At 60.3% G+C, this 26,639-nt stretch carries 25 protein-coding genes; 17 read left to right on the plus strand and 8 right to left on the minus strand.

Translation table 11 applies throughout. The annotated features are described in order from the left end of the window. From WC421_10630 to WC421_10650, 5 genes are all read left to right on the plus strand, one after another. On the plus strand, positions 1-359 hold a 359-nt coding region (locus WC421_10630; GenBank protein ID MFA5162688.1), incomplete at its 5' end, for a hypothetical protein. 419 nt (positions 360-778) lie between these two features. Next, positions 779-2,068, plus strand: coding sequence for a nucleotide sugar dehydrogenase (locus tag WC421_10635; GenBank protein MFA5162689.1), 1,290 nt, complete (start codon positions 779-781; stop codon positions 2,066-2,068). Next, positions 2,065-4,017 carry an ATP-binding protein gene (locus tag WC421_10640; protein ID MFA5162690.1) on the plus strand — a complete coding sequence of 651 codons (1,953 nt, stop codon included), beginning with the start codon at positions 2,065-2,067 and terminating at the stop codon, positions 4,015-4,017. The genes WC421_10635 and WC421_10640 overlap by 4 nt, the downstream gene beginning before the upstream one ends. Positions 4,018-4,021: 4 nt before the next feature. Further along, complete coding sequence (locus WC421_10645) at positions 4,022-6,106, plus strand: ATP-binding protein (protein MFA5162691.1); 2,085 nt, start codon at positions 4,022-4,024, stop codon at positions 6,104-6,106. 176 nt (positions 6,107-6,282) lie between these two features. Next, positions 6,283-7,377, plus strand: a complete 1,095-nt coding sequence (locus WC421_10650; GenBank protein ID MFA5162692.1) for a type IV pilus twitching motility protein PilT — start codon at positions 6,283-6,285, stop codon at positions 7,375-7,377. A gap of 72 nt (positions 7,378-7,449) precedes the next feature. Here WC421_10650 and WC421_10655 read toward each other — a convergent pair whose 3' ends face one another. The 3 genes from WC421_10655 to WC421_10665 are packed head-to-tail and all read right to left on the minus strand — an operon-like array spanning position 7,450 to position 10,815. After that, positions 7,450-8,889, minus strand: coding sequence for a clostripain-related cysteine peptidase (locus WC421_10655; protein ID MFA5162693.1), 1,440 nt, complete (start codon positions 8,887-8,889; stop codon positions 7,450-7,452). A 4-nt stretch (positions 8,890-8,893) separates the two neighbouring features. Next, a complete protein-coding gene (locus WC421_10660; GenBank protein MFA5162694.1) occupies positions 8,894-10,243 on the minus strand; it encodes a clostripain-related cysteine peptidase in 1,350 nt (449 codons plus the stop codon). Between the two features lie 11 nt (positions 10,244-10,254). Beyond that, on the minus strand, positions 10,255-10,815 hold the full coding sequence (locus WC421_10665; protein ID MFA5162695.1) for a hypothetical protein: 561 nt from the start codon (positions 10,813-10,815) through the stop codon (positions 10,255-10,257). 145 nt (positions 10,816-10,960) lie between these two features. Between WC421_10665 and WC421_10670 the strand changes: the two genes are divergently transcribed. The 11 genes from WC421_10670 (at position 10,961) to WC421_10720 (ending at position 23,436) form a co-directional block, all read left to right on the plus strand. Then, entirely contained in the window at positions 10,961-11,809 is an 849-nt protein-coding gene (locus tag WC421_10670; protein ID MFA5162696.1) for an N-acetylmuramoyl-L-alanine amidase, read from the plus strand. Positions 11,810-12,044: 235 nt separating this feature from the next. Further along, the gene (locus tag WC421_10675; protein ID MFA5162697.1) at positions 12,045-12,170 is read left to right on the plus strand and encodes a hypothetical protein; all 126 of its coding nucleotides are present in this window, start codon (positions 12,045-12,047) and stop codon (positions 12,168-12,170) included. 70 nt (positions 12,171-12,240) lie between these two features. Then, complete coding sequence (locus WC421_10680) at positions 12,241-13,449, plus strand: aminopeptidase (protein ID MFA5162698.1); 1,209 nt, start codon at positions 12,241-12,243, stop codon at positions 13,447-13,449. 8 nt (positions 13,450-13,457) lie between these two features. Continuing rightward, on the plus strand, positions 13,458-14,474 hold the full coding sequence (gene argF / locus WC421_10685) for an ornithine carbamoyltransferase (protein MFA5162699.1): 1,017 nt from the start codon (positions 13,458-13,460) through the stop codon (positions 14,472-14,474). A gap of 97 nt (positions 14,475-14,571) precedes the next feature. Further along, positions 14,572-15,312: a 5'/3'-nucleotidase SurE gene (gene surE, locus WC421_10690; GenBank protein MFA5162700.1), complete on the plus strand. Its 741-nt coding sequence runs from the start codon at positions 14,572-14,574 to the stop codon at positions 15,310-15,312. A gap of 124 nt (positions 15,313-15,436) precedes the next feature. After that, entirely contained in the window at positions 15,437-17,815 is a 2,379-nt protein-coding gene (locus WC421_10695) for a hypothetical protein (protein MFA5162701.1), read from the plus strand. 30 nt (positions 17,816-17,845) lie between these two features. Then, positions 17,846-18,319, plus strand: coding sequence for a PPC domain-containing DNA-binding protein (locus tag WC421_10700; protein ID MFA5162702.1), 474 nt, complete (start codon positions 17,846-17,848; stop codon positions 18,317-18,319). Between the two features lies 1 nt (position 18,320). Continuing rightward, entirely contained in the window at positions 18,321-19,211 is an 891-nt protein-coding gene (gene era, locus WC421_10705) for a GTPase Era (GenBank protein ID MFA5162703.1), read from the plus strand. Between the two features lie 48 nt (positions 19,212-19,259). Further along, the gene (locus tag WC421_10710; protein ID MFA5162704.1) at positions 19,260-20,540 is read left to right on the plus strand and encodes a TolC family protein; all 1,281 of its coding nucleotides are present in this window, start codon (positions 19,260-19,262) and stop codon (positions 20,538-20,540) included. Next, positions 20,537-21,493: an HlyD family efflux transporter periplasmic adaptor subunit gene (locus WC421_10715; GenBank protein MFA5162705.1), complete on the plus strand. Its 957-nt coding sequence runs from the start codon at positions 20,537-20,539 to the stop codon at positions 21,491-21,493. Before WC421_10710 ends, WC421_10715 begins: the two co-directional genes overlap by 4 nt. After that, positions 21,493-23,436 carry an ABC transporter permease gene (locus WC421_10720; GenBank protein MFA5162706.1) on the plus strand — a complete coding sequence of 648 codons (1,944 nt, stop codon included), beginning with the start codon at positions 21,493-21,495 and terminating at the stop codon, positions 23,434-23,436. Before WC421_10715 ends, WC421_10720 begins: the two co-directional genes overlap by 1 nt. A gap of 149 nt (positions 23,437-23,585) precedes the next feature. On the opposite strand, the gene WC421_10725 is transcribed toward WC421_10720, so the two are convergent. From WC421_10725 to WC421_10740, 4 genes are read right to left on the minus strand one after another with little or no spacing between them, the layout of a single operon-like run. Continuing rightward, positions 23,586-23,837, minus strand: coding sequence for a hypothetical protein (locus WC421_10725; protein ID MFA5162707.1), 252 nt, complete (start codon positions 23,835-23,837; stop codon positions 23,586-23,588). 19 nt (positions 23,838-23,856) lie between these two features. After that, positions 23,857-24,339: a hypothetical protein gene (locus WC421_10730; GenBank protein ID MFA5162708.1), complete on the minus strand. Its 483-nt coding sequence runs from the start codon at positions 24,337-24,339 to the stop codon at positions 23,857-23,859. After that, positions 24,336-24,749 (minus strand): hypothetical protein, encoded by a 414-nt coding sequence (locus tag WC421_10735; protein MFA5162709.1) that lies wholly within the window; start codon positions 24,747-24,749, stop codon positions 24,336-24,338. Before WC421_10735 ends, WC421_10730 begins: the two co-directional genes overlap by 4 nt. A 9-nt stretch (positions 24,750-24,758) precedes the next feature. Further along, positions 24,759-25,379: an RNA polymerase sigma factor gene (locus WC421_10740; protein MFA5162710.1), complete on the minus strand. Its 621-nt coding sequence runs from the start codon at positions 25,377-25,379 to the stop codon at positions 24,759-24,761. A 72-nt stretch (positions 25,380-25,451) separates the two neighbouring features. Between WC421_10740 and htpX the strand changes: the two genes are divergently transcribed. After that, complete coding sequence (gene htpX, locus WC421_10745; GenBank protein MFA5162711.1) at positions 25,452-26,345, plus strand: protease HtpX; 894 nt, start codon at positions 25,452-25,454, stop codon at positions 26,343-26,345. A 45-nt stretch (positions 26,346-26,390) separates the two neighbouring features. Here htpX and WC421_10750 read toward each other — a convergent pair whose 3' ends face one another. Continuing rightward, a complete protein-coding gene (locus WC421_10750; GenBank protein ID MFA5162712.1) occupies positions 26,391-26,513 on the minus strand; it encodes a hypothetical protein in 123 nt (40 codons plus the stop codon). Between the last annotated feature and the right edge of the window lie 126 nt (positions 26,514-26,639).

The raw sequence follows: 26,639 nt of genomic DNA on the forward strand, positions 1-26,639 counted from the left end.
TGTTCCTGAAGGGCAGCACGGTGGTGCATGCCCCGGACATGAACAAATACAGCGCCTCAAATCCCGACACCTATCAGGTGCTGGCCAGCAATGTGGACAAGCTGTCGTTCTCCAGCGGGGCCGATGCACGGCTGACGATGAGAATATCGCTGGCGAGCGCGTCTTCGTCCTCCTCCAGCGGCAAGAGCCTGTCGGGAGCGTCCAGGAAGGCCCTTTCCGGCTCTGACGGAAGCAGCAGCGACGGAACCAGCACGGACGGGAGCAGCACGACTGCCGCCTCCGAACAGAGTGACCTGCAGACCTCCGTGCTGCCGGACAGCGCCAACGGCACCTCCGTGGCCAAAGCGCTGGTGAACTAGGTTCCGGGCCGCGCTGTAAAGGAAGGCTCGCTCCGGCGACAGCAGCAGTGGATATTCAGGGCGGGAGCTATGCAAACGCATAGCTCCCGCCCGCGTTGTTTCCCGACACGCGCGCGCGTGCCAGGCAGCAGCAGCGACGCGCAAAGCCGCCGAATGGGACGTTACTTCGTTAACCTGAAAATTTCAGTTGGCCGCGGGATTCGGCGAAAAACCGCTTCATACTGCCTTCACAAAATTATCCTTTCGTGCCGTGGAGCACGCGCGGATAATTTTGTTCGGCATTATTTTGCGCTTTTTCGCCTCGGTCCTCGCGCCAACTGAAACTTTCAGGTTAAATAATTGCAAAAAATGGGCTTGTATGGGCCGGTATAAGACGGTAGAATATCCTCAGCTTTCGGACAGGGAGACCGCTTATGGATTTGAGAAAACTGATTCTTTCAGGGAGGGCGCGCTACGGCATTATCGGACTCGGCTATGTGGGGCTGCCGCTGGCCGTCGCGCTGGCGCGGCGCGGGTTCCGCGTCGCCGGTTTTGAGGTTGACAAGGCCAAAATACGCGACATAAACAAGGGCGTTTCGTATATAGGAGACATACCTTCCGAGACCGTCAGGGAATTGCATTCCAAGGGGCTGCTTTCGGCAAGCGGTGATTTTTCCGGGCTTAAGGAGCAGGACATTGTCATCATATGCGTGCCCACGCCGCTGCGCAAGAGCAAGGACCCGGACGTATCCTATATAGTCGCCTCGGCGGAGCAGCTGCGCCCGCGGCTGCGCAAAGGGCAGCTTGTAATTCTGGAAAGCACCACCTATCCCGGCACCACCGTGGAGCTGGTAAAACCGCTGCTGGAGGAAACCGGCCTTGCCGCCGGAAAGGATTTCTTCCTCGCTTTCTCGCCGGAGCGGGTGGACCCCGGCAACCCGAAATACGGCATAGAGAACACCCCCAAGGTAGTGGGCGGAGTCACCAAAACCTGCGGCGAGCTGGCCGCGCTGGCCTACAGCCGCGCGGTTGAAAAAGTGGTGCCCGTCTCCTCCACCGAGGCGGCGGAAATGGTGAAGCTGGTGGAAAACACCTTCCGCGCCGTCAATATCGGCCTGGTCAACGAGATTGCGCTTATGTGCCACCGGCTGGGGCTCAACGTGTGGGAGATTCTGGACGCGGCGGCGTCAAAACCGTTCGGCTACATGCCGTTCAAGCCGGGCCCCGGAATTGGCGGACACTGCATACCGCTGGACCCGCATTACCTGGGCTGGAAAATGAAAACCCTCAATTTCGAGCCGAGGTTCATAGAGCTTGCCGGCGCGGTCAACTCCGCCATGCCGGAGCATGTGGTTTCGCGGCTGGCGGAAATCCTGAATATCCACGGCAGGGCGCTCAACGGCAGCAGGCTGCTGGTGCTGGGCATGGCCTACAAGGCGGACATTGCGGACCACCGCGAGTCCCCGGCGACGGATGTGGTGTCGCTGCTGCTGAAAACGAAAGCCCGCGTGGATTATCACGACCCCCATGTGCCGGAGATAGAAATAAACGGGAAAAAGCACCGCTCCCGCCCGCTTGCGCCCGCCATGCTTAAAAGATACGATTGCGTTATCATCGTTACCGCCCACTCGCGCATAGACTACGGCATGGTGGCCAGGCATTCCAGGCTGGTTTTTGACACGCGCAACGCCGCCGCCGGCATCTCCTCGGAGAAGATATACAGATTATGACAGAAACAGGCGCACCGGATATTAAAAGCGAATGTTTTGAACTGGCCAAGGCGATAGGCAGGACAATGGGCCAGATGGCGCTTTACGGCGCCGCCCACCCGTCGGTGGAGGAGGGGGCGGCGCAGGCGCACAAGCTGGCGCTGTCCCTGGCGGAGCAGAGCAAGGGCGAGTTCGTCCTCGCCGCCGACGCCGACCATGTTACCGCAAACGGCAAAATAGTTTTCGGCAGGGATAAACTGCCCTCCGCGCTTTCCGGCACGTTTGAACGGCTGCATCTGTCCAGCATCACATTCCGCGCCTCCGCCACCAAAGACGAGGTGCGCCGGCTTTGCGAGATTGCGCTTATCCGGCAGGACAGGATAAAGGATTTTTCCGCCGCCGGATTTCTGAAAGAGAAGAATATTTCCGGCATAACGCTTAACGCCACCGTGTATGCGCGCATAAGGGAAGGCCAGAAAGTGGTGGATTCCACTCTGCGCGCGGGCGGACGCCCCCAGCCGCCGGGCGGCGGTTCGGGTTCGGGAGGTGGCGGCGGCTCCGGCATGGGCAGCGGTTCGGGCGAAGGCAACGGTTCCGGCGGCGCGGGAACCGGCGCGGGCGGGGGCGGAGGGGCAAGCCCGGCTTACGCCTCGCTTCAGAAAACGATGTCCGGCGGCTCGCTGGAGGACAGCCTGTCCGCCATGGTGCGCGAACTGCCGCTGAACGACGACGAGCGCAAACGGATTATGGAGGTGGTGCTGGTCCAGCTCAAGCAGGAGCTGGGGTTGCGCGTCAAGTCCGCCACCGAAATGCTCTCCAAGGAAAAAACCCGCGCCCAGAACGCCAGCGCGCGCACCGACACCATGCTGGCCACCGGCTCGGAGGGCATGGTCATCGTCGATGCCGGCGGCAAAATACTGATGATGAATGCCGCGGCGGAGGATATATTCGGCAGGAAGTTTTCCGAAGTGTCAGGCAAGTCCATAACCGAAATCAGCCGCCGGGAGCAGATGATAACCCTCTCCGGCAGCATCGCCACCCCCGACGACAAGCCCATTGCCCCTGAAATGAACGTGCACGGCGTGGAAGACACCATGCGCATAATGCGCCAGAGTTCCGCCATAATCCGCAACGACGCGGGGGACATAGTGGGCTCCACCGTCATCCCGCCGGATATGGCCAAACTGCGCGAATACGACAGGCTGCAGAAGGAATTCGTGGCAAATGTGACGCACGAGTTGCGCTCGCCGCTGACTTCCATAACGGCGGCCCTGGGGATACTAAACACCAATCTGAACGAGCTGTCCGGGGAGAATAAATCTTTTCTTGACACCGCCATGCGCAACGCGCAGCGGCTGAATTCGCTGATAGGCGACATACTGGATTTTTCCAAGCTGCAGTCCGGCAAGCTCTCGGTGCATCCCGAACCGTGCGACGCCGCGCTAATAGCCGTGGAGGCGGCGGACGCCATGCGCGCCTGGGCTCAGGCCAAGGGCGTCAGGCTCGGGGTGAACGCGCCGCCAACGTTACAGCTTCACGCGATGGCGGACAAGGCGCGCTCGGTGCAGGCGCTGATGAACCTTATTTCCAACGCTATAAAATTCACCCCCGCCGGCGGGGAAATAACGGTGTCGGCGCAGCCTCAGACCAGGGGCAACGCCAATTACGCGGCATTTTCCGTGAAAGACACCGGCCCCGGCATCCCCAAATCGGACCAGCAGAGGATATTTGAACGTTTCGTCCAGATAGCCTCCGGCGAGAGGATGGGCGGCACCGGCCTGGGACTGCCGATTACCAAGGCTTTGGTGGTGATGCAACGCGGCAGCATAGAACTGGACAGCGACGCCGGCAGAGGGGCGACATTCACCATGCTGCTGCCGGTCTCCGCGGCGCCGCGGGAAACTCCGGCGGATTCCGAAGCCGTCCCCGCGCGGAAAAAGAAATGGTGGAGAAGGCTGCTGGGGGAATAGGCGGATGAAATCCTCCCCGTTCTCTTCGCGACTGATGGCGGTGATGTTTTTGCTGGGCACCGCTCCGCTGGTGCCGGCGGGCGGGCTGCTGTACTATTACCAGTCCCGCGCGAAGATAAACATTCTGGCCCTGCACGAAAGCCTCTCCGCCGTAGCCGCCGACACAATCTGGCATTATCTCCGCACATTGGCAGGCCGGCTGGAATTCGCAGAGAGGCTGGAGCTTTCCCCGGACGCGCGCGACGCCGCCCGCGTCCAGTTGGAACAGGCGCTGCTGACCAATGCTGATATTCTTTCCATAGCGGCGCTAAGTAAAAACGGCGCGCCGCTGGTGCGCGCCAGCAGGCCCGGCCTGGCGGACTGGCTCACACGCGGAGCGCAATCCGCCAATCCGGTATTCACGGAGGCGGTGCGCACGGGACAGGTGGTTTTCAGCGGGCTGGATTCCATGGGCGGCGCGCCGGTGTGTTCGCTGGCGCTGCCTCTTAAAAACGGCAATTACCTCTACATGCTGGCCAGCATGGAGCCGCTCTGGCGCCAAATTCAGGAACAGCGCATAGGCAAAACCGGACGCATTCTGGTAACCGACGGGCAGGGCCGCATTTTCAGATTCGGCGGCGACAATCCGCCCATAGTGTTCCCTGTGGTTCTTCAGAAACTGTTTTCCGCGGGGCCGGCGGCGCGGCTGGAATATGTGCCCTCGCTGGACGGCGTGTTTGTGGGCGCCTACAGGCGCGTGCCGGAAACCGAATTATACGTGGCCACATTGCAGTCCCGCAGCGAGGCCTTCTGGACTTTGCGCGTTACCATGCTGCTTATGGCGGGTTTTCTGCTGCTGGCGGCGACGGCGTCCTATTTCCTGTCCCGCAGATACGCGGCCAAGCTGAGCGAGCCCGTCGCCGCCCTGATAGACGGCGCCAGCCGCGTGGCAAGAAAGAATTTTGACACTCCCGTTAAAAGCTCCGAAAACTGGGGCGAGTTCAGGGGGCTGATTCTGGCCTTCAACTCCATGATGGCCGAAACCGGGCGCTACAGCCGCCTCCAGGTTGACAAGGTGCTGGAGGAAAAGCACAAGATGGACCTGCTGATTTCCATGATGAGCGACGGCGTCGTTCTCGCCGACGATAACTGCCAGCCCGTATTCATGAACCGCATCGCCCAGGAGCTGCTGGCGGACCCGCAGTTCCGCGCCCTTGCCGTGGACGGCGCGGAGGAGACGGTGCGCCACCTCTGCCGCCGCGAGGGGGAATCCGACCAGGCCTACGCAGTGCAGCTTTCCGGCGGGACGCGCTGGTTCCGCGTAACGCGCCAGCGCTTCCAGCCCTCGCGCGGGGAGGCGATGTTTCTGATAGCGCTGCGCGATGTTACGCTGGAGCACGAACTGGACGCCGTAAAAGAGGAGTTCTTCAATTCCGTCGCGCACGACCTGCGCGCCCCGTTGCTGGGAATGCAGGGATATATACGGCTGCTGGAAGCCTCCGTCGCCGACCCTAAGGGCAAAGAGATAATCTATTCCATGAAAACCGTCAGTTCCCGCGTTTTCCGGCTGGTGGAGGACATACTGGACGTAGCGCGCATGGAATCAGGAACGTTGCGCCTTAAGTCCGAGAGCTTTGACATAGAGGAGTGCGTCTCCCGCGCGGTCATATCGCTTGCGCCGCTGGTGGCGGAGAAAAAGATAGAGCTTTCCGCCCGGCTGCTGCCTGGCGCGTCCGGGGAGTTTTTCGGCGACGTGCGCATGATGGAGCGCGCGCTGGTGAATTTAATCTCCAACTCGGTCAAATACACGCCGCAGGGCGGGCGGATAACGGTTTCCTACGGCATGTCCGGCGGCATCGGCGAGGTCCGCGTGAAAGACAGCGGCCCCGGCATCCCGCCGGCCAGGATGGGCGAGATTTTCAAGAAATTCCACCGGCTGGACGAAACTCACGGCGGCTACGGCCTGGGCCTTGCCACCGTCAGGAAGATTGTGGAGATGCACGGCGGCCAAATCCGCGCCGGAAACGGCGCAGACGGCGGCGCGGAATTTTCGTTCACAATACCCGGCCAGCCCCCCAAAGACGCGCCCCGGTCCGCCCCCCCGGCCTGAACGCGCGGACACCCAGCCTGCTGCACATGGAATTTCAAGCACTCAGTATTTTGTACAATCGGACAGGCCCGTTTTCCGCAAATGGATGGCGGAAGCCGGCGTGAAGCCGCCTGCGGTTTGGCTGCGGGAAACAGGCGGGCCTGTTGCGCGGGCGGCTGAAGATAAGGAGATCTGATATGGCTGTGGATATTGCCGTTCTGCTTAAAACAATGGTCCAGTACGGGGCCAGCGATTTGCATATCAGAAACGACAGCAAGGCCTTCCTCCGCATTCACGGCGATATAAAGGGCATAGACGGCAGCGAAATGACCAGCGCGGAGGTGGAGGCGCTGGCCCTTTCGCTGATGAACGATAAAAGCAAGCGCATTTACGAGGAGCGCATGGCCTCCGACTTCTCGGTGGACGGGGGCAAGGTGGGGCGGTTCCGCTTCAACGTGTTCCGGCAGCGGGGCAAACCCTGCATAGCGGTACGCCACATTCCGCTTAAAATACCCACTTTCGCGGACCTGAACCTTCCTGCGGCCACGTTGCAGAAAATGGCGCTCAACGAGCGCGGGCTGATACTGGTAACGGGCGTAACCGGCTCCGGCAAGACCTCCACGCTGGCGGCGATGATAGACCACATCAACGAAAGCTGCGACGACCATATAATCACCATAGAGGACCCCATAGAATTCGTGCACAGGGACAAGCGCTCCATAGTGGCCCAGCGCGAGATAGGCAGCGACGCAACCGATTTTCTGGACGCGCTGCGCTCCGCCATGCGGCAGGACCCGGATGTCATCCTGGTGGGTGAAATGCGCGACCTGGAGACAATGCGCGCCGCCGTTACCGCGGCGGAAACGGGGCATCTGGTGTTTGCCACCGTGCATACCATGAACGCGGTGCAGACACTGACCCGCATCATAGACCTGTTCCCGTCGCATCAGCAGACGCAGATACGGATGCAGCTGTCGGATACGCTAAAGGGAATTCTGTCCCAGCGGCTGCTGCCGCGCTGCGGCGGCGGGCGGGTGCCCGCGATGGAAGTGATGATTGTAACCCCGCACATCAAGAAGCTGATAGAGGACAACAACCTGAGCGGCATAACCTCGGCGATACAAAAGGGCGCCTATTACGGGATGCAGACCTTCAACCAGTCCATGGTGGCGCTTGCCAAATCCGGCACGGTAACAACCGAGGATGTGCTGGCCGCCGCCTCCAACCCCGACGACGTCATGCTGGCCCTGCGCGGCATAGAACAGGAATCCGAGCAGCACAAGGCCTGCTGATTTCCGCTAGCCTGAAAGTTTCAGTTGGCGCGAGGACCGAGGCGAAAAAGCGCGAAATAATGCCGAACAAAATTATCCGCGCGTGCTCCACGGCACGAAAGGATAATTTTGTGAAGGCAGTATGAAGCGATTTTTCGCCGAATCCCGCGGCCAACTGAAATTTTCAGGCTGGTCTGAAACTTTCAGGCTATTTGGGCGGGTGAGGAAGCCGTTCATCCAGCCGGTGAATTCCGCCCAGCCGCTGTCCCGCGCGAAGGCACCGCTTTGGGCGTAGCCCGCTTCCGTATCCGGCGGGACGGGGTTTTGCCTGCGCGGCGGAATCTCTATGGAAATACCCAGGGCATTCGCCCCGTAGTCGCCGTGCTTGCGCTGGAACAGGCCCAGGCGGCCTATCACCAGTTCCTGCGAGATAAATCTCTCCAGCTCCGCGCTTTTCGCTTTAACTTCCCCGCCTTTCGCCCGTTCGCCCACCAGCCGGGCGAAATGGCATAAATCGCCGAAATGGGCGTAGTCCCTGCGCAGGTCCGGCTCCAGCGAGCCGTAGCCCGCCATCCCGAAGCGCAGCACATTATTTACAGCGTATGAGACAGCCTCCCGCTCCCCGGCGCGCATGACGGCTTGCGACCAGTCTTTAAGCATGGCGGCCAGCTCCACGGCCTTTGCCCCGTCTATGGCGGAAAAAGTTTCCCCCAGGTCCATATGCTTGTCGGGCCAGTACAATTCCTCAAATTCCTTTTTGACGGAGGCCAGCACGGCGGCGGCTATGGCCGCCGCGGGCGCGTCCGGCTGCGCCTCCACAAACCCGCCCAGCGCCGCATACACATTTTCCGGCGGGGTGGCTATTTCCTCGGTGCCGAATATGATGCCGGCATGTCCGCCGGTTTCGTATGCCACCTCGGCCATCTGCATCGCGCAGGACAGCAGCATCAGCATGTCAACCCTGCCGGAATCTTCCAGAATTTTGCGCAGCTCCGTGTTCCTGACATGGCCGGAACCGCTCCCGTAAAGCATTCCCAGCATCCGGGACCGCCCCTCCACCCAGCCGCTGCCGTGGCCGTGCAGAATAAGGGCGTAATGCCGCGCGGGAAATTCGCGCCTGGCCCAGCGGACGAAGTCCGTAACATTGCGGTAATCGCCGAAATCCAGCTTGTCAAACCGCGCCAGCGCGGGCGAATGGAACGGATTACTGGAATCGGTGTGCTCCATGAGGTATCTGCTGGCGCCGCCGGAAGGATACGAGGCTTGCAGCACCATGTTGACCTTTGAGGTGGTGCCGGCATGGCCGGTTCCCTCCATGACGCGGTACAGCAGATTGGATTCCAGGGGCGGGTATCCCGCATAGACCATGATGGTCCATTCCTTCATCTGCGGCTTGGCTTCGGCGGACGCGGCGGGCGACGCGGCCTGCCGGGGCGGGGCGATACGCTCCAGCTCCGCCAGCGCGGAGGCCGCGGCGGACGCCGGCGCGCTGATACCAAGGGAAAGAATGCACAGACAGGTGGTTCTTCTCATGAAATTATTGTTTGCACAGGTCGTAACGTTGCGCCACGCGGACCAGTATGTCGTTGAATATATCCCAGTTGCTGTCCCTGGCAAAGGAACTGCTGTCGGAATAGGATGATTCGTGCTCGCCGTCATAGACGACCGGGCAGACAGGCGCGATTTCCACGGACACGCCGTGCGCATTAGCCTCGTAATCCGCATGCGGGCGGCGGAACATGCCCATATTGGCTATCACCAGTTCGGAAGCTATGAATTTTTTTATCTCGTCGCTTTTGCTTTTCAACGCCGGGTTTTCGGTTTTGGAGGCGGCCAGCTCCATGAAGTGATACAGGTCCCCGTTATGCGTCCGCTTTCTCTGCGTGTCGGCGGACGGCTTGCCCATTCCCGGCATGCCAAAGCGCATCACATTGCTCATCGCGTAAGCCAGCGCGCGCCCATCCTGGGGCCGGACGGCTGCGCCCCAGCCCTTGAGCATTTGCGCCAGGCCGGACATTTTGGAAACGTCCAGCGCGGAAAAATGCTGCCCCATTTCGTTCGTCTTGAAAAAATCCGTGTTTTCCAGAGGCTGCCATTCCGCTTTTACAGAGGAAAACACCGCGGCGGCTGTTTCGGCGGGAGGCGCGCCGGGGGCGCTAGCCAGCGATTTCGCCAGCGCGGCGAACACATTTTCCGGCGCCCAGATGTACTCTTCCGAACCGAACACGGCATCCGCGTATCCTCTCGCCTCGTAAGCTATTTCCGCCATCTGCATGCGGCAGGAGAGCAGAAACAGGATATTTTCATGCCCGGACGCCTCCAGTATTTTCCGCAGTTCGGAATTGCGTATATGGTTTGCGGCGCGCTCGCCGTAAACCAGGCCCGCCGGGGCGTATTCCTCCCAGCCGGTGCCGTGGCCGTAGAGCATAAGCGCGTAGCGTTTGGCCGGGTATTCGCGTTTGGCCCATTTGACGAAATCTATGACGGTGCGGTAATCGGCAAAATCCGCCCGGTCTATGTGCTGGAGCGGTTTTTCCGGGAAATTCCTGTCAACGGCATATCTGGTTGCGCCGCCGGGCTCGGATATTTGCAGCAGCACATTCACATTCGGCCTGCCGCCCGCTTTGGAGAGGCCTTTCATCGCAATGTCCAGCAAAAGCCTGTCTTTTTCCGCGAAACCGGTGTATACCATCAGCGTCCATTCCCTCTGCGCGTCCGCGCCGGCGGATGGGGCGGCCTCGGGAACGGAAACGGCGCCCGGAGCGCGCATACGCTCCAGCTCGGCAATGGCGGAATCTCCGGCAGCCGCGCCGCGCGCGCACAGCGGCAAAGCCAGCAGCAATGCCGCCGCAAAGCGCGCGCCGCCGCGCCGCGCGGCATTTCGCATGCGGGTGTTTTTCACTGTTTACACTCCTCGTATCCGTTGCCGTAGGGAATTTTGCCGAGCTTGCGAACGGCGGCAACCTGAAGTTTTGTGGCCACGCATTCGTCCCAATAACCTATCACATGCGCCATTTCGTGCATCAGCATTTCAACCGTGTGTTCCTCGGAGAAACCAAGCTCCTGCCGGCACATGTATATGTACGGCTCTCCGGGATAGGTATAGGCCAGCGCCGCCCCTCCGGCGCACTGGCTGAAATCCCGGTCGGACAGCGGGGCCAGCACCGTTACCCCGCTTCGCCATGCGCTATACATCCTGGAATACTCCTTCTTGTAGGGCTCGCGCTCCGCGTTGCGGCGCAGCATTTCCTCCAGCATGGATTTCACCGAGGAGGTATATGCCGACGCCTGCTCTATTTCGCCGGAGCCGCCGGCCATATACACCGAGGCGGGCTCGTCCCGTATTTTAAGAAACTGCTCCCTTGTCAGAACGTCGGGCGCGCCGGAGCCGCCGGCCAGAACGCGGCAATTGCAGACCGGCAATAACGCGGCGGCGAATATATAGAAAAATGCTCTCACGCGCATGCAGCCTCCTGGATAGATTATCGCACCGGCTGCGCGCAGCCGCATGGGTCAAAAGTCCCACTGGGACTTTTGACCCATGCGGGGACCGTCTTGCCGCGCTAGAATTTTTACTGAGAGCGAAAACGGAGGAGCAGGCAATATGAAAATGTCCAGTCTGGCGCAGATAGTGCTGGCGGCGGCGCTGGCGGCGGGAGCCGCTGCCGCGGGAGAGTGGGACCCCGTATCCGGTTACGGAGACAATTCGCTGGGCGGGGGAATGGAATCTTTCAGGCAGACCATGTCCCGCGCGTCCGAACAGATTTCGTCTACCATGAAAGCCGGCGCCGGAAAGAAACTGGTATGCATAGATCCGGGGCATCCCTCGCCGTTCAACAGCGGGTATGAAAAACAGAACGGCACCACGGAAACGCATATAAACTGGGTTGTCGCCGAAAAGCTGAAAAAGGCGCTGGAAGGAAAAGGCGTCCGGGTAATGATGACCAAAAGCGAGGAACGGCAACTCGTTGACAACCAGGACAGGGCCGTCATGTCCAACAAGGCGGCTGACAAATTTTTTGAGGAAAACTCCGGCGGCGTCGCGCTTGTGGTGCACCTGCACTGCGACACCGGCCCGCACAACGGCTTTGCGGTGTATTATCCCGACAGAAAAGGCAAATATACCGGCGTCTCCGGCGACGAGCCTAATATAGGATTTACGGGCCCCACGGTGGGCATACAGGAATCCAGCAAACAACTCGCCGGGGCCGTTGAAAGCGCCATGTCCGGCAGGCTTTCCGGCAAGGTGAAAAGCAACGGCGTCAAGGGCGATTCAAAGACCGCGGTGGGCGGGCGGCAGGGCGCGCTGACCTTCTCCATATTCTCAAAAATACCGACAATCACCGTGGAAATGGTGACTCTCTCCAGCAAACGCGACGTCGAATTCATAAAAACAGAGTCCGGCCAGCAGCAGATGGCCCAGGCCATCGCCGACGGGCTGATAGGCTATTAACCTGAAAATTTCAGTTGGCCGCGGGATTCGGCGAAAAATCGCTTCATACTGCCTTCACAAAATTATCCTTTCGTGCCGTGGAGCGCGCGCGGATAATTTTGTCCGGCATTATTTTGCGCTTTTTCGCCTCGGTCCTCGCGCCAACTGAAACTTTCCGGTTGGCCAGCGTTCGCGCATAACCCCCGGCTTTTCCGCACGGCGGACGGCGGTTCCCCTCCGGTTGCGAAAAACCATTATGAAAGCTGTCATTCTCAACGGCGCGCGCAGCGGCGGCTCCAACTGCGATTTCCCGAAAAAACCCAAGACATGCCGCGTATGCTGCTTGAGAACGGCGGCAACGTTTGATAAGGTAAAGCTGTAGCCGTTTGAAAGGCCTGCCAATCCGCATTCGCCGGAAAACCGGCGGCGGCAGCCTGCGGCAGGGAGAGTGTATGTCCGTTTTCACCAAAGACAAACTTGAAAAATACGCCGATGTGATGGTCTGGGGGCTGGAGCAGGCGCGCAAAGGCGGAAAAATAAACCCCTATGAAACCCTGCTTCTGCGCTACAATGCGCCCGCCCAGGATTTCGCCGACACGCTTTACCGCCGGTTTCTTGAAAAGAAAGTGAACATCGTCGTCCGCCTCACCCCCGGCCCCGTGGCGGAGAAGGATTTTTTCACGCTTGGCGACAAAAAAATGCTGGGCTTTATCCCCGCGGGCGAGCGCGAGCTTTATTCCTCCGCCAACGGCTGGATTCGGGTGCGCGCGCCGGAGAGCCTCACCCACCTGAAAGACACAGACCCAAAAAAAATCGCCATCCCCGCCATTGCCGGAAAACCCCTGCGCGATATTCTGGACAGACGCGAGGAGGAAGGCAAATTCAGCTGGACTCTCTGCACCTATCCCACGGAGGAGCTGGCAAAACAGGCCGGGCTTTCGCTGAAGGAATACGCCGCGCAGATTGAAAAGGCATGTTTTCTGGGCGAAAAGGACCCCGTCGCCAGATGGCGGCAGGTTTACCGCGACTGCGGGGAAATAAAAAAATGGCTGAACTCGCTGGGCATTGAGACGCTGCATCTGCAGTCCGCCCGCTGCGATTTGGAAGTGAAACTGGGCGAAAGCCGCAGATTTCTGGGCGTAAGCGGCCATAATATCCCGTCTTTTGAGATTTTCACCTCGCCGGACTGGCGCGGCACGCGCGGGACTTATTTCGCCGATTTCCCGTCTTTCCGCGACGGCAATTATGTCAAAGACATAAAGCTGGTTTTTGAAAAGGGCCGAGCCGTCTCCGTCCGCGCGGGGAAGGGGGATAATTTCGTCAAAAAGACTCTGGCCATGGACGCGGGAGCGGGCGCGCTGGGCGAATTTTCGCTCACCGACAGCCGTTTCTCCAAAATAGACCGCTTCATGGCCGACACTTTGTTTGACGAAAACCACGGCGGCAAACACGGCAACTGCCATGTCGCGCTGGGCGCGTCTTACAGCGACACTTTTGCCGGCGACCCGAAAAAGCTGACAAAGGCCGCCAAAGCCAAACTCGGCTTCAACAATTCCGCTTTGCATTGGGACATCATCAACACAGAGGACAAAGCTGTAACCGCCGCGCTTAAAAACGGGAAGAAAATCACCGTCTACGAGAACGGCGAATTCAAGTATTGAGGTGAGATATGAACAGGAAAGACTTCCTCCGCGTGGCCGATTACACCATTGACGACATCAACGAGGTTTTCGGCGTCGCGCGCGAAATAAAAGACAAGCTGAAGAAGGGCATTCCATACACCCCGCTTGCGGGCAAGACGCTGGGCATGATTTTCCAGAAATCCTCCACGCGGACGCGGGTTTCGTTCGAGGTGGGCATGTATCAGCTGGGTGGCTATCCGCTGTTTTTAAGCTCGGCGGATTTGCAGCTCAAGCGCGGCGAGACCATAAGCGACACGGCCAATGTTCTTTCCCGCTATCTTGACGGAATCATGATACGCACCTTCGCCCAGTCCGACGTGGAGGAACTGGCGGCCAACGCCTCCATCCCGGTAATCAACGGGCTGACCGACGACCATCATCCCTGCCAGATACTGGCGGATATTTTCACCATCACCGAAAAGCGCGGCAATGTCAAAGGCCTCACCGTCGCGTGGATAGGCGACGGCAACAACGTCCTCCATTCCTGGGTGGAAGGCTGCGCGCTGACCGGCATGAACCTGCGCATCGCAGTGCCGGAAGGCTTTGACCCCAAAAAGGAAATCATGGACTGGGGATACGCGCAGGCGAAAAAGACCGGCGTGAAAATAGAGCTTTTCCGCGACCCGAAACAGGCCGCCAAAGGCGCCGATGTTCTTTATACCGACGTCTGGACCAGCATGGGCCAGGAGGCGGAGAAAGAACGGCGGCTGAAGGCTTTCGCCGGCTATCAGATAGACGGCGAGCTGCTCAAAATCGCCAACAAAGGCGCGCTGGTCATGCACTGCCTGCCCGCGCACCGCGGCGAGGAAATTTCCGCCGAGGCGATGGACGGCCCGCAGTCCGTGGTTTTTGACGAGGCCGAAAACAGGCTGCATCTCCAGAAAGGCATTCTGGCCCTGCACCTGGGCAAGGACTGGAAAAACGCGCCGGCCAGGGAAGCGGCGATGCTGCAGACCGCGCCCAGGCATTGCTGCGCGTCCAAAAAGACCTGCTGCGGACACTGATAAACCGCCCGGGGCGGGCCGCGCGGTCCGCCCCGGGACACAATTCCATGAACCTATATCACGAAACGGCGGCCTGGGCGGGCGTATAACAAAACCCATGCGCGCGCTGCTTGTAAACGACGACGGCATCCACGCCGAAGGGCTTGCCGCGCTGGAGCGGGCCTTCGGCCCGCGCGCGTCCACCGTGGCGCCGCTTTCCCAGCAGAGCGCCAAAGGCACTTCCATAACGCTGCACCGCCCGCTGCGGGTGCATGAGATACACCGCAACGGCGCGCGCCGTTTTGCCGTGGACGGCACTCCGGCGGATTGCGTCAAGATGGGCATTACCAGGCTTTCCCGCCTCAGGCCGGACATTGTGATCTCCGGCGTGAATCCGGGCGCGAATGTGGGCATCAACCTGCTGGCTTCCGGCACCGTTTCCGCCGCGATGGAGGCTTTCGCCATGGGCATCCCGGCGATAGCGGTTTCCATAGACGGTTTCACCGGCCTGCATTACGATTATGCCGCGCAGATTGCGCTGCGGCTGGCCAAAGCCGTCCTGGCGGCGAAAAAGCTGCTGCTGCTCAATGCGAACATCCCCAACCTGCCGCCGCGCCGGATAAAGGGCCTGCGCGCGACAGTGATGGGCAGCTCCCGATTCTCGGAATTCTACCGCCGCCGCACCGACCCGCGCCGCAACAGTTACTACTGGCTGGACGGCGAGCTTGCCGATCTTGCCCCCAATCCGAAATCCGATTATGCCGCGCTGAAGGCCGGATACGTTTCCGTAACCCCGCTGCGGCTGGACCTGACCGACGAAAAGCTGCTTCCCCGCTGCGCCGCGCTGCTAACCCGGTAAACCAAGATTCTATTCTTTCCGCCCGGCGGACTCGCCAATTATGGTAGAATAAAGCAGCGCGGCGGGCGCTGCGGATACGCGGCGTCCGCGCTGATTTTTTGCTTTCGCCGAGGGAGAACTGAAAATGTCCACCGTTTTCGCCGGAACAAAGCCATCCGAGTTTGCGCTTTCGCCGCGCCGGGCCGGATTTTACGACATTTCCGACGCGATAATGAAATCCTCCTACCGGCTGCCGCCGGGCGACCTGGAATTTTACGAATCCGTGGATGTGGCCTACCGCGCAATATGCGCCATTCTCTACAACTATGTCCCGCTATCGGGGCATCCGGGCGGCAGCATCTCATCCGGCAGAATCGCGCAAACGCTTGTGTTTGACGGCATGGACTACGATTTTTCCGACCCGGACCGCCCCGACGCCGACCTTATTTCCTACGCCGCCGGACACAAGGCGCTGGGGCTTTACGCGCTGTGGGCGCTGCGCAACGAGCTGGCCCGCATAGGCGACAAAACGCTTCTGCCCGCTGAAAAACATCAGCTCCGGCTTGAGGATTTGATTGGTTTCCGCCGCAATCCCGCGGCGGGGACGCCGCTTTTCAAACAGTTCAATTCCAAGCCGCTGGACGGGCATCCCACCCCGGTTACGCCATTCATAAAGCTGGCGACCGGGGCGAGCGGGGTGGGCGTCGGCTCGTCGCTGGGGCTGGCACTGGGCGCGGCGGACATATACCGCGCGGCGGCGCCGCGCGTGCACATCATAGAAGGCGAGGGCGGCATGACCGCGGGCCGCGCGCACGAGGCCTTCGCCTGCGCCGCCACGACACAGCTTAAAAACGCGGTGCTGCATGTGGACTGGAATCAGGCCTCCATAGATTCCGAGCAGGTCTGCCCCGAAAACGGCAGGCCCGGCGATTACGTGCAGTGGACCCCCGCAGAGCTGCTCTACACCCACGACTGGAACGTTGTTTCCGTCCCCAATGGCCACGATTTCTTTCAGATACAGGCGGCGCAGCGGCTGGCCGCAGGGATGGACAACAGCCAGCCCACCGCCATAGTCTACCGCACCGTCAAAGGCTGGCGCTACGGCATACAGGGCCGAGCGGCGCACGGCGCGGGACACAAGTTCGCCTCGGACGGGTTTTACGCCGCGCTGGACGAGTTCCAGAAGTATTACAAGACGGAACTGCCCCGCTTCTGCGGCGAGCCGTCGCCCGAGGGTCTGGAAAAATGCTTCTGGAACACGTTGTCGGCCATACGCAAAACTCTGGAATCAAGGACGGATTTGTGCCGGCTGGCGGCGCAGAAATTGCAGCAGTCCCGACGGCGGCTGGACGCCGCCGCGCGCAGGCCGCGCGCGGACGCGCCGGACCTGTCCAAGCTCTACGGCGGGAAACTCACGCCGGAAACAAGGCCCGCTTCGCTAAAACTGGAGCCGGGCAAGCCGTATACCCTGCGCGCCGAGCTTGCCGCATGCCTGGGCTTTATAAACCGGGAGACGGGCGGCGCGCTGCTGGCCGCCTCGGCGGACCTGGCAGGCTCCACCAGCATAAGCGACGCGGTGAAGGATTTCCCGGCGGGGTTTTTCAACTGCGTCTCCAACAGGGACTCGCGGCTGGTTCCCGTGGGCGGCATTTGCGAGGACGCCATGGGCGCAGTGATGGGCGGCGTCTCCAGCTACGGGCGGCATATCGGAATCTCGTCCTCCTATGCGGCGTTCATCGCCGCGCTGGAGCATGTGCCGGCCCGGCTGCACGCAATAGCCCAGCAGGCGGAAAATTCGCGCGGCCTGCCGCGCAAAACCTTCATAATGGTAAACGCCCATTCCGGCGCAAAAACAGGCGAGGACGGCCCCACCCATGCCGACCCGCAGGCGCTTCAGCTTTTGCAGGAAAATTTCCCCAAAGGCGCGCTGATAACCCTCACCCCGTGGGAGCAGGGCGAAATCTGGCCGCTGCTGGCGCATTCGCTGCTGCTGAGGCCGGCGGTAATCGCCCCCTTTGTCACCCGGCCCGCCGAAATAATGCCGGACCGCGCCGCGCTGGGCATGCCGCCGGCGCAGGCTTCGGTCAAGGGAATATACGCGCTGCACAAGGCCGAAAAAGCGGAAGGGACCGTAGTTCTTCAGGGCAGCGGCGTAACGCTGGCTTTCGTAAGCAAGGTGCTGCCGGAAATAAAAAAGCGCGGCTACGCGCTGAATGTGTTCTATGTTTCCAGCGCGGAACTTTTTGACCTGCTGCCGGAGGCGGAAAAAGAGCTGCTCTATCCCGCGGAACTGGCCGGGCAGGCCATGGGCATAACCGATTTCACGCTGCCGACGATGTACCCCTGGATACGCTCGCGCGAAGGGCTGCGGCACACGCTGCATCCGTTCGCCAAAGGGCATTATCTGGGCAGCGGCCAGGCGGAAAAAGTGCTTGAGGAAGGCGGGCTGGACGCGGCGGGGCAGCTGGCGGAAGTGCAGTCGTATGTGGAAACCCGGCGCGGCAAAACCGGCTGCTGGTGCTGAATTTGTTTATATCCTTAAGGAGGCTAAGACATGGGCGCAGCTCTTAAAGCCAGAAGAATACCGGCGGTGCCGGAAAGACCGTATCTGACGGGCAGGACATATATATTCAGGCTGGAAAAAGGGGACGATTTGCTGGCATCGCTTCAGGATTTCTGCCACGACAACCAGATTAAATGCGGCATTATCTCCGGCTTCGGCGCGGTTGACTGCGCCACTTTCAGCTATTACGACCAGAAAAAGCGCAGGTACAACAAGTTCACGCTCAATCAGGAGATGGAAATCCTCAACCTCACCGGCAATATCAGCCTCATGGAGGAAAAGCCGATGGTGCACGCGCATATCGCGCTCGCCGACGGCGACGGCAAGGCCTGCGGCGGACACCTGATGGCGGGGACCCGCGTTTTCGCCTGCGAGGTTTTCGTGCAGGAGCTTGTCGGCTCCCCCAAGATGAGGAAGGCAGACAAGGACACCGGCCTGCCCATCTGGACAAACGTAAGGGAATAGCTTGAACGGCTTCCGTTCCGGGTTTGCGGTGATAGCCGGCGCGCCAAACGCCGGCAAATCCACCCTTCTTAACAGGCTGGCGGGCGGGGACTTGTCCATTATCTCGCCCAAGCCGCAGACCACGCGCGAAAATATCGCCGCCGTCAGGAACGGGAAGAATTACCAGCTTGTGCTGGTTGACACGCCCGGCTTCCTGCGCCCCGCCTACAAATTGCAGGACACCATGCTCCACGGCATAAAGCGCGCGCTGCGCGAAGACGCCGACATCGTGTGTTTTATGGCGGAGCCGCGCCCCCCCGGCCCCAAGGAAAAGGAGCTGGCCGCGCTGGTAAAGACTCTGGCCGTGCCGGTGTTTCTGGCGGTGAACAAGACCGACACGGTTTCCCCCGCCCAGGCGAAAACCGCCGCCGCCGAATACGAAAAGCTGCTTTCCCCCGCTGCAACCCATCTTATTTCCGCCCGGCGCGGCGATGGCGTGTCCGCCCTGGAGGCTGCGCTGGCCGCCGCGCTGCCCGAAGGCGAGCCGTATTTCCCGCCGGGGCAGTGGACCGACCGCTGGGAGCGTTTCTTCGCCGCCGAATTCGCGCGCGAGCAGATTTTCAGGCTCTACGGCGAGGAAATCCCCTACGCCTGCGCCGCCGTTACGGAAAGTTTCGCGGAAAACGCCAAGCCGCCCGACGTGGCGCGCATAGCCGTCTATGTTGAGAAGGAATCGCAGAAACCGATAATAATAGGCAAAGGCGGCGCGATGATAAAGCGGCTGCGCGAGGGCGCGCAGAAGCGGCTGGAAAACTTTCTGGGCCGGCCCGTGCGCGTTGAAATCACCGTCAAGGTCGCCAAAAACTGGCGCGCAGACCCTGTAAAAATAAAACAATTCTACGGCGAGCGATAAATTTTTCCGCAACCCTTTCTGTCTGATTCGCGTAATCCTTGGTGAGCGATGAATAAAATTACAGCATTCTTTATTATTTACGCTGCCGCAGGCCCGGTTTTTGCGCAGACCGCGCCGGAGATTCCGGTCTCCTCCGCGCCGGTTTTAAGCTGGAACGAGGCGGTGGAGCTTTTCCGCGCCAACAGCCATCAGCTTAAATCCTCTTACTCCGATGTCGTTTCCGCGCTGGCCGCCTATAACGGCAGCTACAGCGCATTTCTGCCGAACCTGTCCGCCTCCGGCGGCTACAACCGATACAACAGCACGGTGTCCAGCCTGTTAAACGCATACAATAGCTTTGACTATCAACTGACCGCCGCCGTCCCGCTTTTTGCCGGCGGCAGCAACGTGGCCGGAATGCGCAAGGCCAGGGCGCAGTTCGGGCAGGCCCAGGCCAGAAACCGGCAGGCGCAGGCAGACGCATTCCGCGAGCTTGGCAGCGCATACGCCCAGCTTCTCTACGCGCAAAACGGCATAGAGCTGGCCGACGAAATCATCGCCCGGCGCGAGGAAAATCTGAAGCTTATCCGGCTGCGCTACGCCGCCGGGCGGGAGAGCAGCGTCTCCGTGCTGGAGTCGGAGGCTTTGCTGAGCGGCCTGCGCTGGGAGCGCGAAAGCGCGGTTTACCAATGGCGGCTGGCCCAGCGCGCGCTAAACGCCGCGACGGGGCGGCGGCTCTCCGAAGAAGTCCGCGCGGGCGCGCTGCCGGATATTCCCGCGCCGCCCGAAAATATCGACGGACTTGCGGCGGAACTGGACAGCCATCCCGCGCTTGAATCGCAATCCCGCGCGGTCAAGGCGCTTGAGGAAAATCTGGTCCAGGCAAAAAGCTCGCTGTACCCGTCGGGAAATCTGAGCGGCTCCTTCGCCCGTTCGGACACGATATTTCCGCCGCTGGACAACACCTGGTCCCTGGGAATCAATTTCAACTGGGACATTTATTCCGGCGGAAAAACGCGAGAGGGCATGCGCTCCGCGCAGGCGCAGATCGACGGCGCAAAAGAGTCCTATCTCAAGCTCAAGGACGATGTGTTTGTGGCGGTTGAAAACGCCTGGTTCAACTGGCGGGAGAGCTTGGCCCATATCGCCGCGCTGGACGATAATTTCAAGGCCGTGCGGGCGCGGCTGTGGCTGCTGCGCAAGCAGTACGCCGCGGGAACCGCCTCGTTTTTCGAGTTGCGCGACGCGGAGGAACGGCTAACCTCCGCGCAGAAACAGCAGTTGGCCGCCGCGCGGGATTTATTTATAGCCTACGCCGGATTTGAGAAAGCGATGGGGAGGCCGCAATGAAAGGAAACGTTTTCAGAATGAAGCGCGCGTGGTTTGCGCTGACTGCGCTTTTTATTCTCGCCTGCTGGGGAGGCGCGCGCCTGCTTAAAGCCAGAAACGAACTTGCTAAAATCCGGTCGCTGCTGCCGGTTGCCGTCCTGAAAGGCGATTTCACGATGAAGGTGCAGGCCACCGGCGCGGTTGACCCGGAAAACCGGGTGCCGCTGGCTCCGTCGGTAGGCGGGCGGCTGGAGGAGATTTTTGTAAAGGAGGGCGACCCCGTAAAAAAAGGCCAGCTTATCGCCAAAATCAGCTCAAGCGAGCGGGTCGCGCTTCTGGACAGCGTCGCGCTGGACAGTTCCAAGTCCGAGGAAATGGCCATAGTCCGCGATGCCTACACGTTGATGCCGCTGGTCTCTCCCATAGACGGCGAAATCATAAAGCGCGCGGCGGAGCCGGGCCAGACGGTCAGCCCCGGAAAGGAAATAGTGGTCATCTCCGACAGGCTTATTATCAAAACCGCCGTGGACGAGACCGATATAGGCGGCGTCCGCGAAGGCCAGAAGGCGGAATTTTATCTTGACGCTTTTCAAAAACAAAGGCATGAGGGCGCCGTGGTGGCCGTCTCGCGCGATTCAACCAAAAAGGAAGGCGTCAACGTCTACGAAGTGAAGGTGCTGCCTTCCAAACCCATCGCCGCGCTGCGCTCCGGCATGACGGCGGATGTTTATATCCTGACCGGCGTCAAAAAAAACACGCTTTATCTGCCCAAAAGGGCGATAGTTTACAAGGACGGCGAGAGTTTCGTAACCGTAAAAGCGCCGGACGGAAAAAAATCAAAAGAGCAAAAAGTGCAGACCGGCAAGGCCAACGAAAAAAGCATAGAAATACTTTCAGGGATTTCCGCCGGCGAGACCGTGCTTTATTCCTCTGACACCATAAAGCCCGAATCCATGGCGATAGATTTCAACTGATGAGCCTGATAGCGCTGCAAAACATCTCGAAAACCTATGCCTCCGGGGCGTCCCGCGTGCAGGCGGTAAAAAACGTCTCGCTGAATATCGAGGCGGGCGAATTCGTTGCCATAGTAGGCTCTTCCGGCTCGGGCAAGTCGACTTTGCTGCACATAATGGGGTTTTTCGACCGCGCGGACGGCGGGGAATACTTTTTCTCCGGACATCCGACGGCGAAATTCGGGGAATCCCAATTGGCGGCGGTGCGCAACAGGATGATAGGCTTTGTGTTTCAGTCTTTTCATCTTCTGAGCAGAACGACGGCCAGCGACAACGTGTCGCTGCCCATGGTTTACGGCGGGGAGGGAAGCCGCGCAGAAAAAGCCGCGCGCTGCCTTGATTTGGTGGGGCTTTCCGACCGCGCAAAACACAAGCCCAACGAGCTTTCCGGCGGGCAGTGCCAGCGGGTTGCCATAGCGCGCGCGCTGGTTAACGACCCGCTGATTATTCTTGCCGACGAGCCGACCGGGAATTTGGACTCCCTTTCCCGCGCGGGCGTGATGGATTTATTCAGGGAACTAAACGGCAAGGGGCTTACCATAGTGATAGTAACCCACGACAGCGAAGTGGCCGCGCAGACAAACCGCGTCATACACATGAAAGACGGCGAAATAATTTCCGACGAAACCCGCGTACAGGCCAACGCCGCCGCGGTAAAGACGAAGCTGCCACAAGCGCGATTCGGGTTCAGCCTTGCGGAACTGGGCGAGCAGCTTGCCGTGGCCTTCAAATCCATCTGGCGGCACAAGATGAGAAGCGCGCTGACGGTCATGGGCATGCTTATCGGCGTGGGCGCGATAATCGCGCTTATGGCAATAAGCGAAGGGTTTGTAAAAGACATCATCTCCGGCGCGGACAAGGACGAGGCGTCCAGCCTGTGGGTGTATGTCCCCTGGCGGCAGGCCGCGCGGGCGCAGCTTACGGTTGACGACGCCGCGCTGATACGCGACAGTTGCCCCGCCGTAGACAAAGTAACGCCGGGCATTAGCGGCTCGGAAATCATCTCTTACGAAAACAAAAAAATCACCGCCCGGATAGACACGGACGACGGCGGCATGGCGGCCAGGACCAGAAACAACATTTACTCCGGCAGAAAAGTAACGGGACGGGTCATCTCGCCCGAAGACAACGGCAGCCGGGCGCGGGTCGCGCTGCTTAACGAGACCGCCGCAAAAAAACTGTTTGAAAAAGGCAATGCCGCAGGCGGCGAAATAAGAATCAAAGGCGTAACATTCGCCGTCATAGGCGTTATGGAGGACCGCAAGAGCGCGCAGATATTCGGGCAGGGCAATGCGGGCGTCACAATACCCGTTTCCACCGCCATGAAAAGGCTTTTCGGACGCGATAGCATCAATTATATCGAAGCGCGGGCCGCCAGCCCCGAAACCGCGCAGGAAGCCCGGCGGCAGATAATAACCGCGCTGCGCAAAGCGCACGGCTGGCGCGAGGGCCAGGACGAGAATTACGAGGTTGAAACCGCCACCGGCCAGATAAACAAATTCAAAAAACTGATGGGGACGCTCTCGCTTGTGGTTTACGGCATAGCCGCCATTTCGCTTCTGGTGGGCGGGATAGGCATTATGAACATCATGCTGGTCAGCGTAACCGAGCGCACGCGCGAAATCGGGCTCAGAAAAGCGCTCGGCGCAAGAAATTCCGATATATTAAGCCAGTTCCTGATAGAAGCGGTGGTTTTGTGCATGGGAGGAGGCGTTATCGGTGTGGCGTTCGGGCTTTCGCTGTCGTGGCTGGCGTTTTTCCTGATAAAAGTAACACCGGCGTTAAGCATGGGCGCGATAGCGTTCGCTTTCTGCTCTTCCTGCACCATAGGCATAACATTCGGGTTCTGGCCCGCTTTGCAGGCCGCGCGGTTAAACCCGATAGAAGCCCTGCGCGCGGAGTAACCAACCCGGAAATTGAAACCGGACAGCGGAATTCGGCGGCAACTGCGGAAACAGTCCGCCGTCCCGGTTTTCGCTGCCGGCTGCGCTTGCCGTGTAAAAACAAATCGTCCCGCTTTCAGGGCGGGACGATTTGTTTTGAACGGATGACGCTATTTCGTTACCGTCGCTGCGGGGGCGGTTTCGGCCTTTTTCTCGGCTTTTTTCGCCGCTTTCTTGGCTTTCTTGGCGGCCTTTTTGGCGGCTTTCTTCTCGGCCTTCGCCGGCGCGGCTGCGGGGGCTGCGGGGGCGGCAACTGCGGGGGCTGCCGCAGGGGCTGCCGCGGGGGCGGCTGCGGGGGCGTTCTGGGCCATTGCGGCGGCGCAGAAGCCGCAGACTACGAGCATCGTAACCACTGTTTTCATTGCTTTGAGTCTCCTTTAACTATGTTTTGTCGCATTCCGAACCGGAGGACTGCGGGGCGTCTTCATCGCCGCCTTCGCCGTCCGGCCGGGAATAGCCATCCTCAAGCGGGGTGGGCCGCGCCGGAACTTCGCGCAGCCAGGGATAGCTGTTCTCGGCCTGCTCGGTCATGCTTTTGAAACGGGTTTTCTGCTGCTCGTCCAGGACCGCGCCGATTTCCTGCTTCATCGTCTCGCGCAGGGTCGCGTATTTCGGCCTGAACTCGGATTTAAGCTCCTGTATATCGCGCTGGCGGTTGTCCACTATTTTGGCGATTTCAACCCGCTGTTTCGGCGACAAATTGAGTTTTTTGCCCAGCTTGCGCACGCTTGCCGAGGAGTCCGCCGTTTTTTTGGCCGAGGCCTCAAGCCTGCCTTTTGCCGCGCGCTGTATGCCGTTGACCGAGAACCCGAACACGGCGCCCATGGCGAAAGCCAGCGCGACGATTATCGCCCGCCGCCTCATACCGCCTCCTCCCCGTCTATATTAAGAAAAGCCAGCGGCTCGCTGCTCTCGCCCGCGATGGCGGCGGCGGTGATGCCGTCGCCTTTGGGCAGAACAAGCTCCTCCACCGGGCCGGCTTTGGGCTGCGCCGCGGATGAAATCCACAGCCATGCCCCGAATGCCGCCGCGGCGGCGGCGCTGGCTGGCACAAGCATCCGCAGCCAGCCGCTCCACGCGGGAGCATCCTCAAGCCTTGCCAGGACGCGGGATTCCAGATACGGCGGCTCCTCCGCGACGCGAACGCCGGCGAACCAGTTATCCGCCTTAGCGGCGGCCTGATTGAGCCGGGCGCAGCCGGAGCAGCCGCAGCCGTCTCCGGCGCGGAAGCTTTCCGCCAGCAAATTCAAAATCTGTTTTTCGTGCTCGTTCATAACCCGGCCTCACCCATTAGACGCGGCGGCGCCATCAAAAGTTCCATGCGCCTTTTCCTCCTCCGGCATAAGCCCGCGCAGGACAAGCAAAAGCTCCTCGCGCGCGCGGAAAATCCGGGATTTGACGGTGCCGGAGGGTATTGCCAGAATTTCCGCGATTTCGTCATAAGACAGGCCGGACACCTCTCGCAACGCAAGCAGCGAGCGCTGCTGCGGCTCCAGCTTTGCCATGGCGGCTTCCACAAGCAGCTTGTCGGCCAGGCGGGAGGTTTCGGCCTCGCCGGAGCCGGAGGGCAGGGCATTCTCGCCGCCGCGCGCCTCGGCCAGGGCGTCAAGCGAATCCTCGGAGCGGGTTTTCCTGCGCCGCAGCAGGTCTATGCAGCGGTTGGAGGCGATACGGTACACCCAGGTGGAGAATTTACTGCGCCCCTCGAAACTTTCCAGCTCGGAGCAGATTTTGACAAGGGTATCCTGCGCGGCATCTTCGGCCAGAGCGGCGTCGGCCAGCATGGACAGGCAAAATCTGTACACTGGCCGCGAGATGTCCGTTATTATTGTGTTAAGCGCCCGGTTGTCGCCGTCAGCCGCAGTCGCGAGCAATGAGGCCGGCGGCTCCGGAATAGTGTTCACCTGTAATATTCTATCACAAAACGGAGAGGGGCTGGAAAATGGTAATATTGGGGAAGCCTAGGAGGTGCGCATATGCGTATTGCCAAACGGATATTCCTGTTTATAGCGGTAAACCTGCTGGTGCTGGTTACCCTGTCCATCACTTTAAGCCTGCTTGGCGTAGGCCATTATATCGGCGCGCAGGGCATCAATTACGGCGCGCTGGCGGTTTTCTGCCTTGTCTGGGGCATGGGCGGGGCTTTTATTTCGCTTGCGCTGTCGCGCCTGATGGCCAAATGGATGATGGGCGTGCAGGTGATAGACCCCGACAATGCGCCGCCGGAATTGGCGGAACTCGCCGGCATGGTGCACCGCCTTGCGCGCGCCGCCAACCTGCCGAAAATGCCGGAGGTCGGCATTTACGAAAGCCCCGAACCCAACGCCTTCGCCACCGGCCCGACCAGAAGCCGCGCACTGGTGGCCGTGTCCACCGGGCTGCTGGGCGCGATGGACAAAAAACAGACAGAGGCCGTCCTTGCCCACGAGATAAGCCATGTCGCCAACGGCGATATGGTTACCATGACGCTGCTTCAGGGCGTCATCAACGCGATAGTGATGTTTTTGGCGCGCATAATCGCCTTTGCCGCCAGCCAGCAGGTGAAAGAGGACATGAGACCGCTTATCCGCTTCCTCATAACCCTGGCTTTGGAAATACTGCTCAGCCTGCTCGGCTCCATTGTGGTGATGTGGTTTTCGCGCCGGCGCGAATTCGCGGCGGACAGCGGCGCGGCGAAACTCTCCGGCGCGCGCAACATGATTTCCGCGCTGGAAGCGCTGGAGCGCGCCATTGATTTCCGCGACCCGCGCCAGCCGGAATCCCTTGCCACCCTGAAAATTTCCGGCAAGCCGCGAAGCGGCATCGCGCGGCTGTTCGCCAGCCACCCGTCTATTGACGAGCGCATCGCCGCGCTGAAAACCCTGGGCTGACCCGCCCTGAAGGGCAGCGGCAAGTTCCGCTGCCGGCGTTGGAAATTACAAAGCGTCCGCTGCGGCGGAGGCGTCATCCACCAGCGGTTTTGCCGAGATGTCCGCGCCCACCGCCGCCCTCATCCACTCGCGCGGGATTATGTTGCCGGTTTTGCACATGCGCTCCATTTCCTGACTTCGCCAATCCTCTCTAAAATCAGCCCGTCCTCGTCGGAGGGGTATTGGAATTTGGGTGTCCCGTTGATAAAATATAGTTATGTTTGTCAGGAAGAAACGCAACAAAAGCGGTTCTGT

The sequence above is a fragment of the Elusimicrobiales bacterium genome, from assembly GCA_041651175.1.
In the GTDB taxonomy this organism is placed as follows: Bacteria; Elusimicrobiota; Elusimicrobia; order Elusimicrobiales; family Elusimicrobiaceae; genus JAQTYB01.

What these genes read in the sequence shown, in the direction of transcription:
- WC421_10640 (MFA5162690.1), top strand. Translation starts at nt 2,065, where the DNA reads ATGACAGAAACAGGCGCACCGGATATTAAAAGCGAATGTTTTGAACTG.
- WC421_10645 (MFA5162691.1), top strand. Translation starts at nt 4,022, where the DNA reads ATGAAATCCTCCCCGTTCTCTTCGCGACTGATGGCGGTGATGTTTTTG.
- WC421_10650 (MFA5162692.1), top strand. Translation starts at nt 6,283, where the DNA reads ATGGCTGTGGATATTGCCGTTCTGCTTAAAACAATGGTCCAGTACGGG.
- WC421_10655 (MFA5162693.1), bottom strand. Translation starts at nt 8,889, where the DNA reads ATGAGAAGAACCACCTGTCTGTGCATTCTTTCCCTTGGTATCAGCGCG.
- WC421_10660 (MFA5162694.1), bottom strand. Translation starts at nt 10,243, where the DNA reads ATGCGAAATGCCGCGCGGCGCGGCGGCGCGCGCTTTGCGGCGGCATTG.
- WC421_10670 (MFA5162696.1), top strand. Translation starts at nt 10,961, where the DNA reads ATGAAAATGTCCAGTCTGGCGCAGATAGTGCTGGCGGCGGCGCTGGCG.
- WC421_10675 (MFA5162697.1), top strand. Translation starts at nt 12,045, where the DNA reads ATGAAAGCTGTCATTCTCAACGGCGCGCGCAGCGGCGGCTCCAACTGC.
- WC421_10680 (MFA5162698.1), top strand. Translation starts at nt 12,241, where the DNA reads ATGTCCGTTTTCACCAAAGACAAACTTGAAAAATACGCCGATGTGATG.
- argF (MFA5162699.1), top strand. Translation starts at nt 13,458, where the DNA reads ATGAACAGGAAAGACTTCCTCCGCGTGGCCGATTACACCATTGACGAC.
- surE (MFA5162700.1), top strand. Translation starts at nt 14,572, where the DNA reads ATGCGCGCGCTGCTTGTAAACGACGACGGCATCCACGCCGAAGGGCTT.
- WC421_10695 (MFA5162701.1), top strand. Translation starts at nt 15,437, where the DNA reads ATGTCCACCGTTTTCGCCGGAACAAAGCCATCCGAGTTTGCGCTTTCG.
- WC421_10700 (MFA5162702.1), top strand. Translation starts at nt 17,846, where the DNA reads ATGGGCGCAGCTCTTAAAGCCAGAAGAATACCGGCGGTGCCGGAAAGA.
- WC421_10710 (MFA5162704.1), top strand. Translation starts at nt 19,260, where the DNA reads ATGAATAAAATTACAGCATTCTTTATTATTTACGCTGCCGCAGGCCCG.
- WC421_10715 (MFA5162705.1), top strand. Translation starts at nt 20,537, where the DNA reads ATGAAAGGAAACGTTTTCAGAATGAAGCGCGCGTGGTTTGCGCTGACT.
- WC421_10720 (MFA5162706.1), top strand. Translation starts at nt 21,493, where the DNA reads ATGAGCCTGATAGCGCTGCAAAACATCTCGAAAACCTATGCCTCCGGG.
- WC421_10725 (MFA5162707.1), bottom strand. Translation starts at nt 23,837, where the DNA reads ATGAAAACAGTGGTTACGATGCTCGTAGTCTGCGGCTTCTGCGCCGCC.
- WC421_10730 (MFA5162708.1), bottom strand. Translation starts at nt 24,339, where the DNA reads ATGAGGCGGCGGGCGATAATCGTCGCGCTGGCTTTCGCCATGGGCGCC.
- WC421_10735 (MFA5162709.1), bottom strand. Translation starts at nt 24,749, where the DNA reads ATGAACGAGCACGAAAAACAGATTTTGAATTTGCTGGCGGAAAGCTTC.
- htpX (MFA5162711.1), top strand. Translation starts at nt 25,452, where the DNA reads ATGCGTATTGCCAAACGGATATTCCTGTTTATAGCGGTAAACCTGCTG.
- WC421_10750 (MFA5162712.1), bottom strand. Translation starts at nt 26,513, where the DNA reads ATGGAGCGCATGTGCAAAACCGGCAACATAATCCCGCGCGAGTGGATG.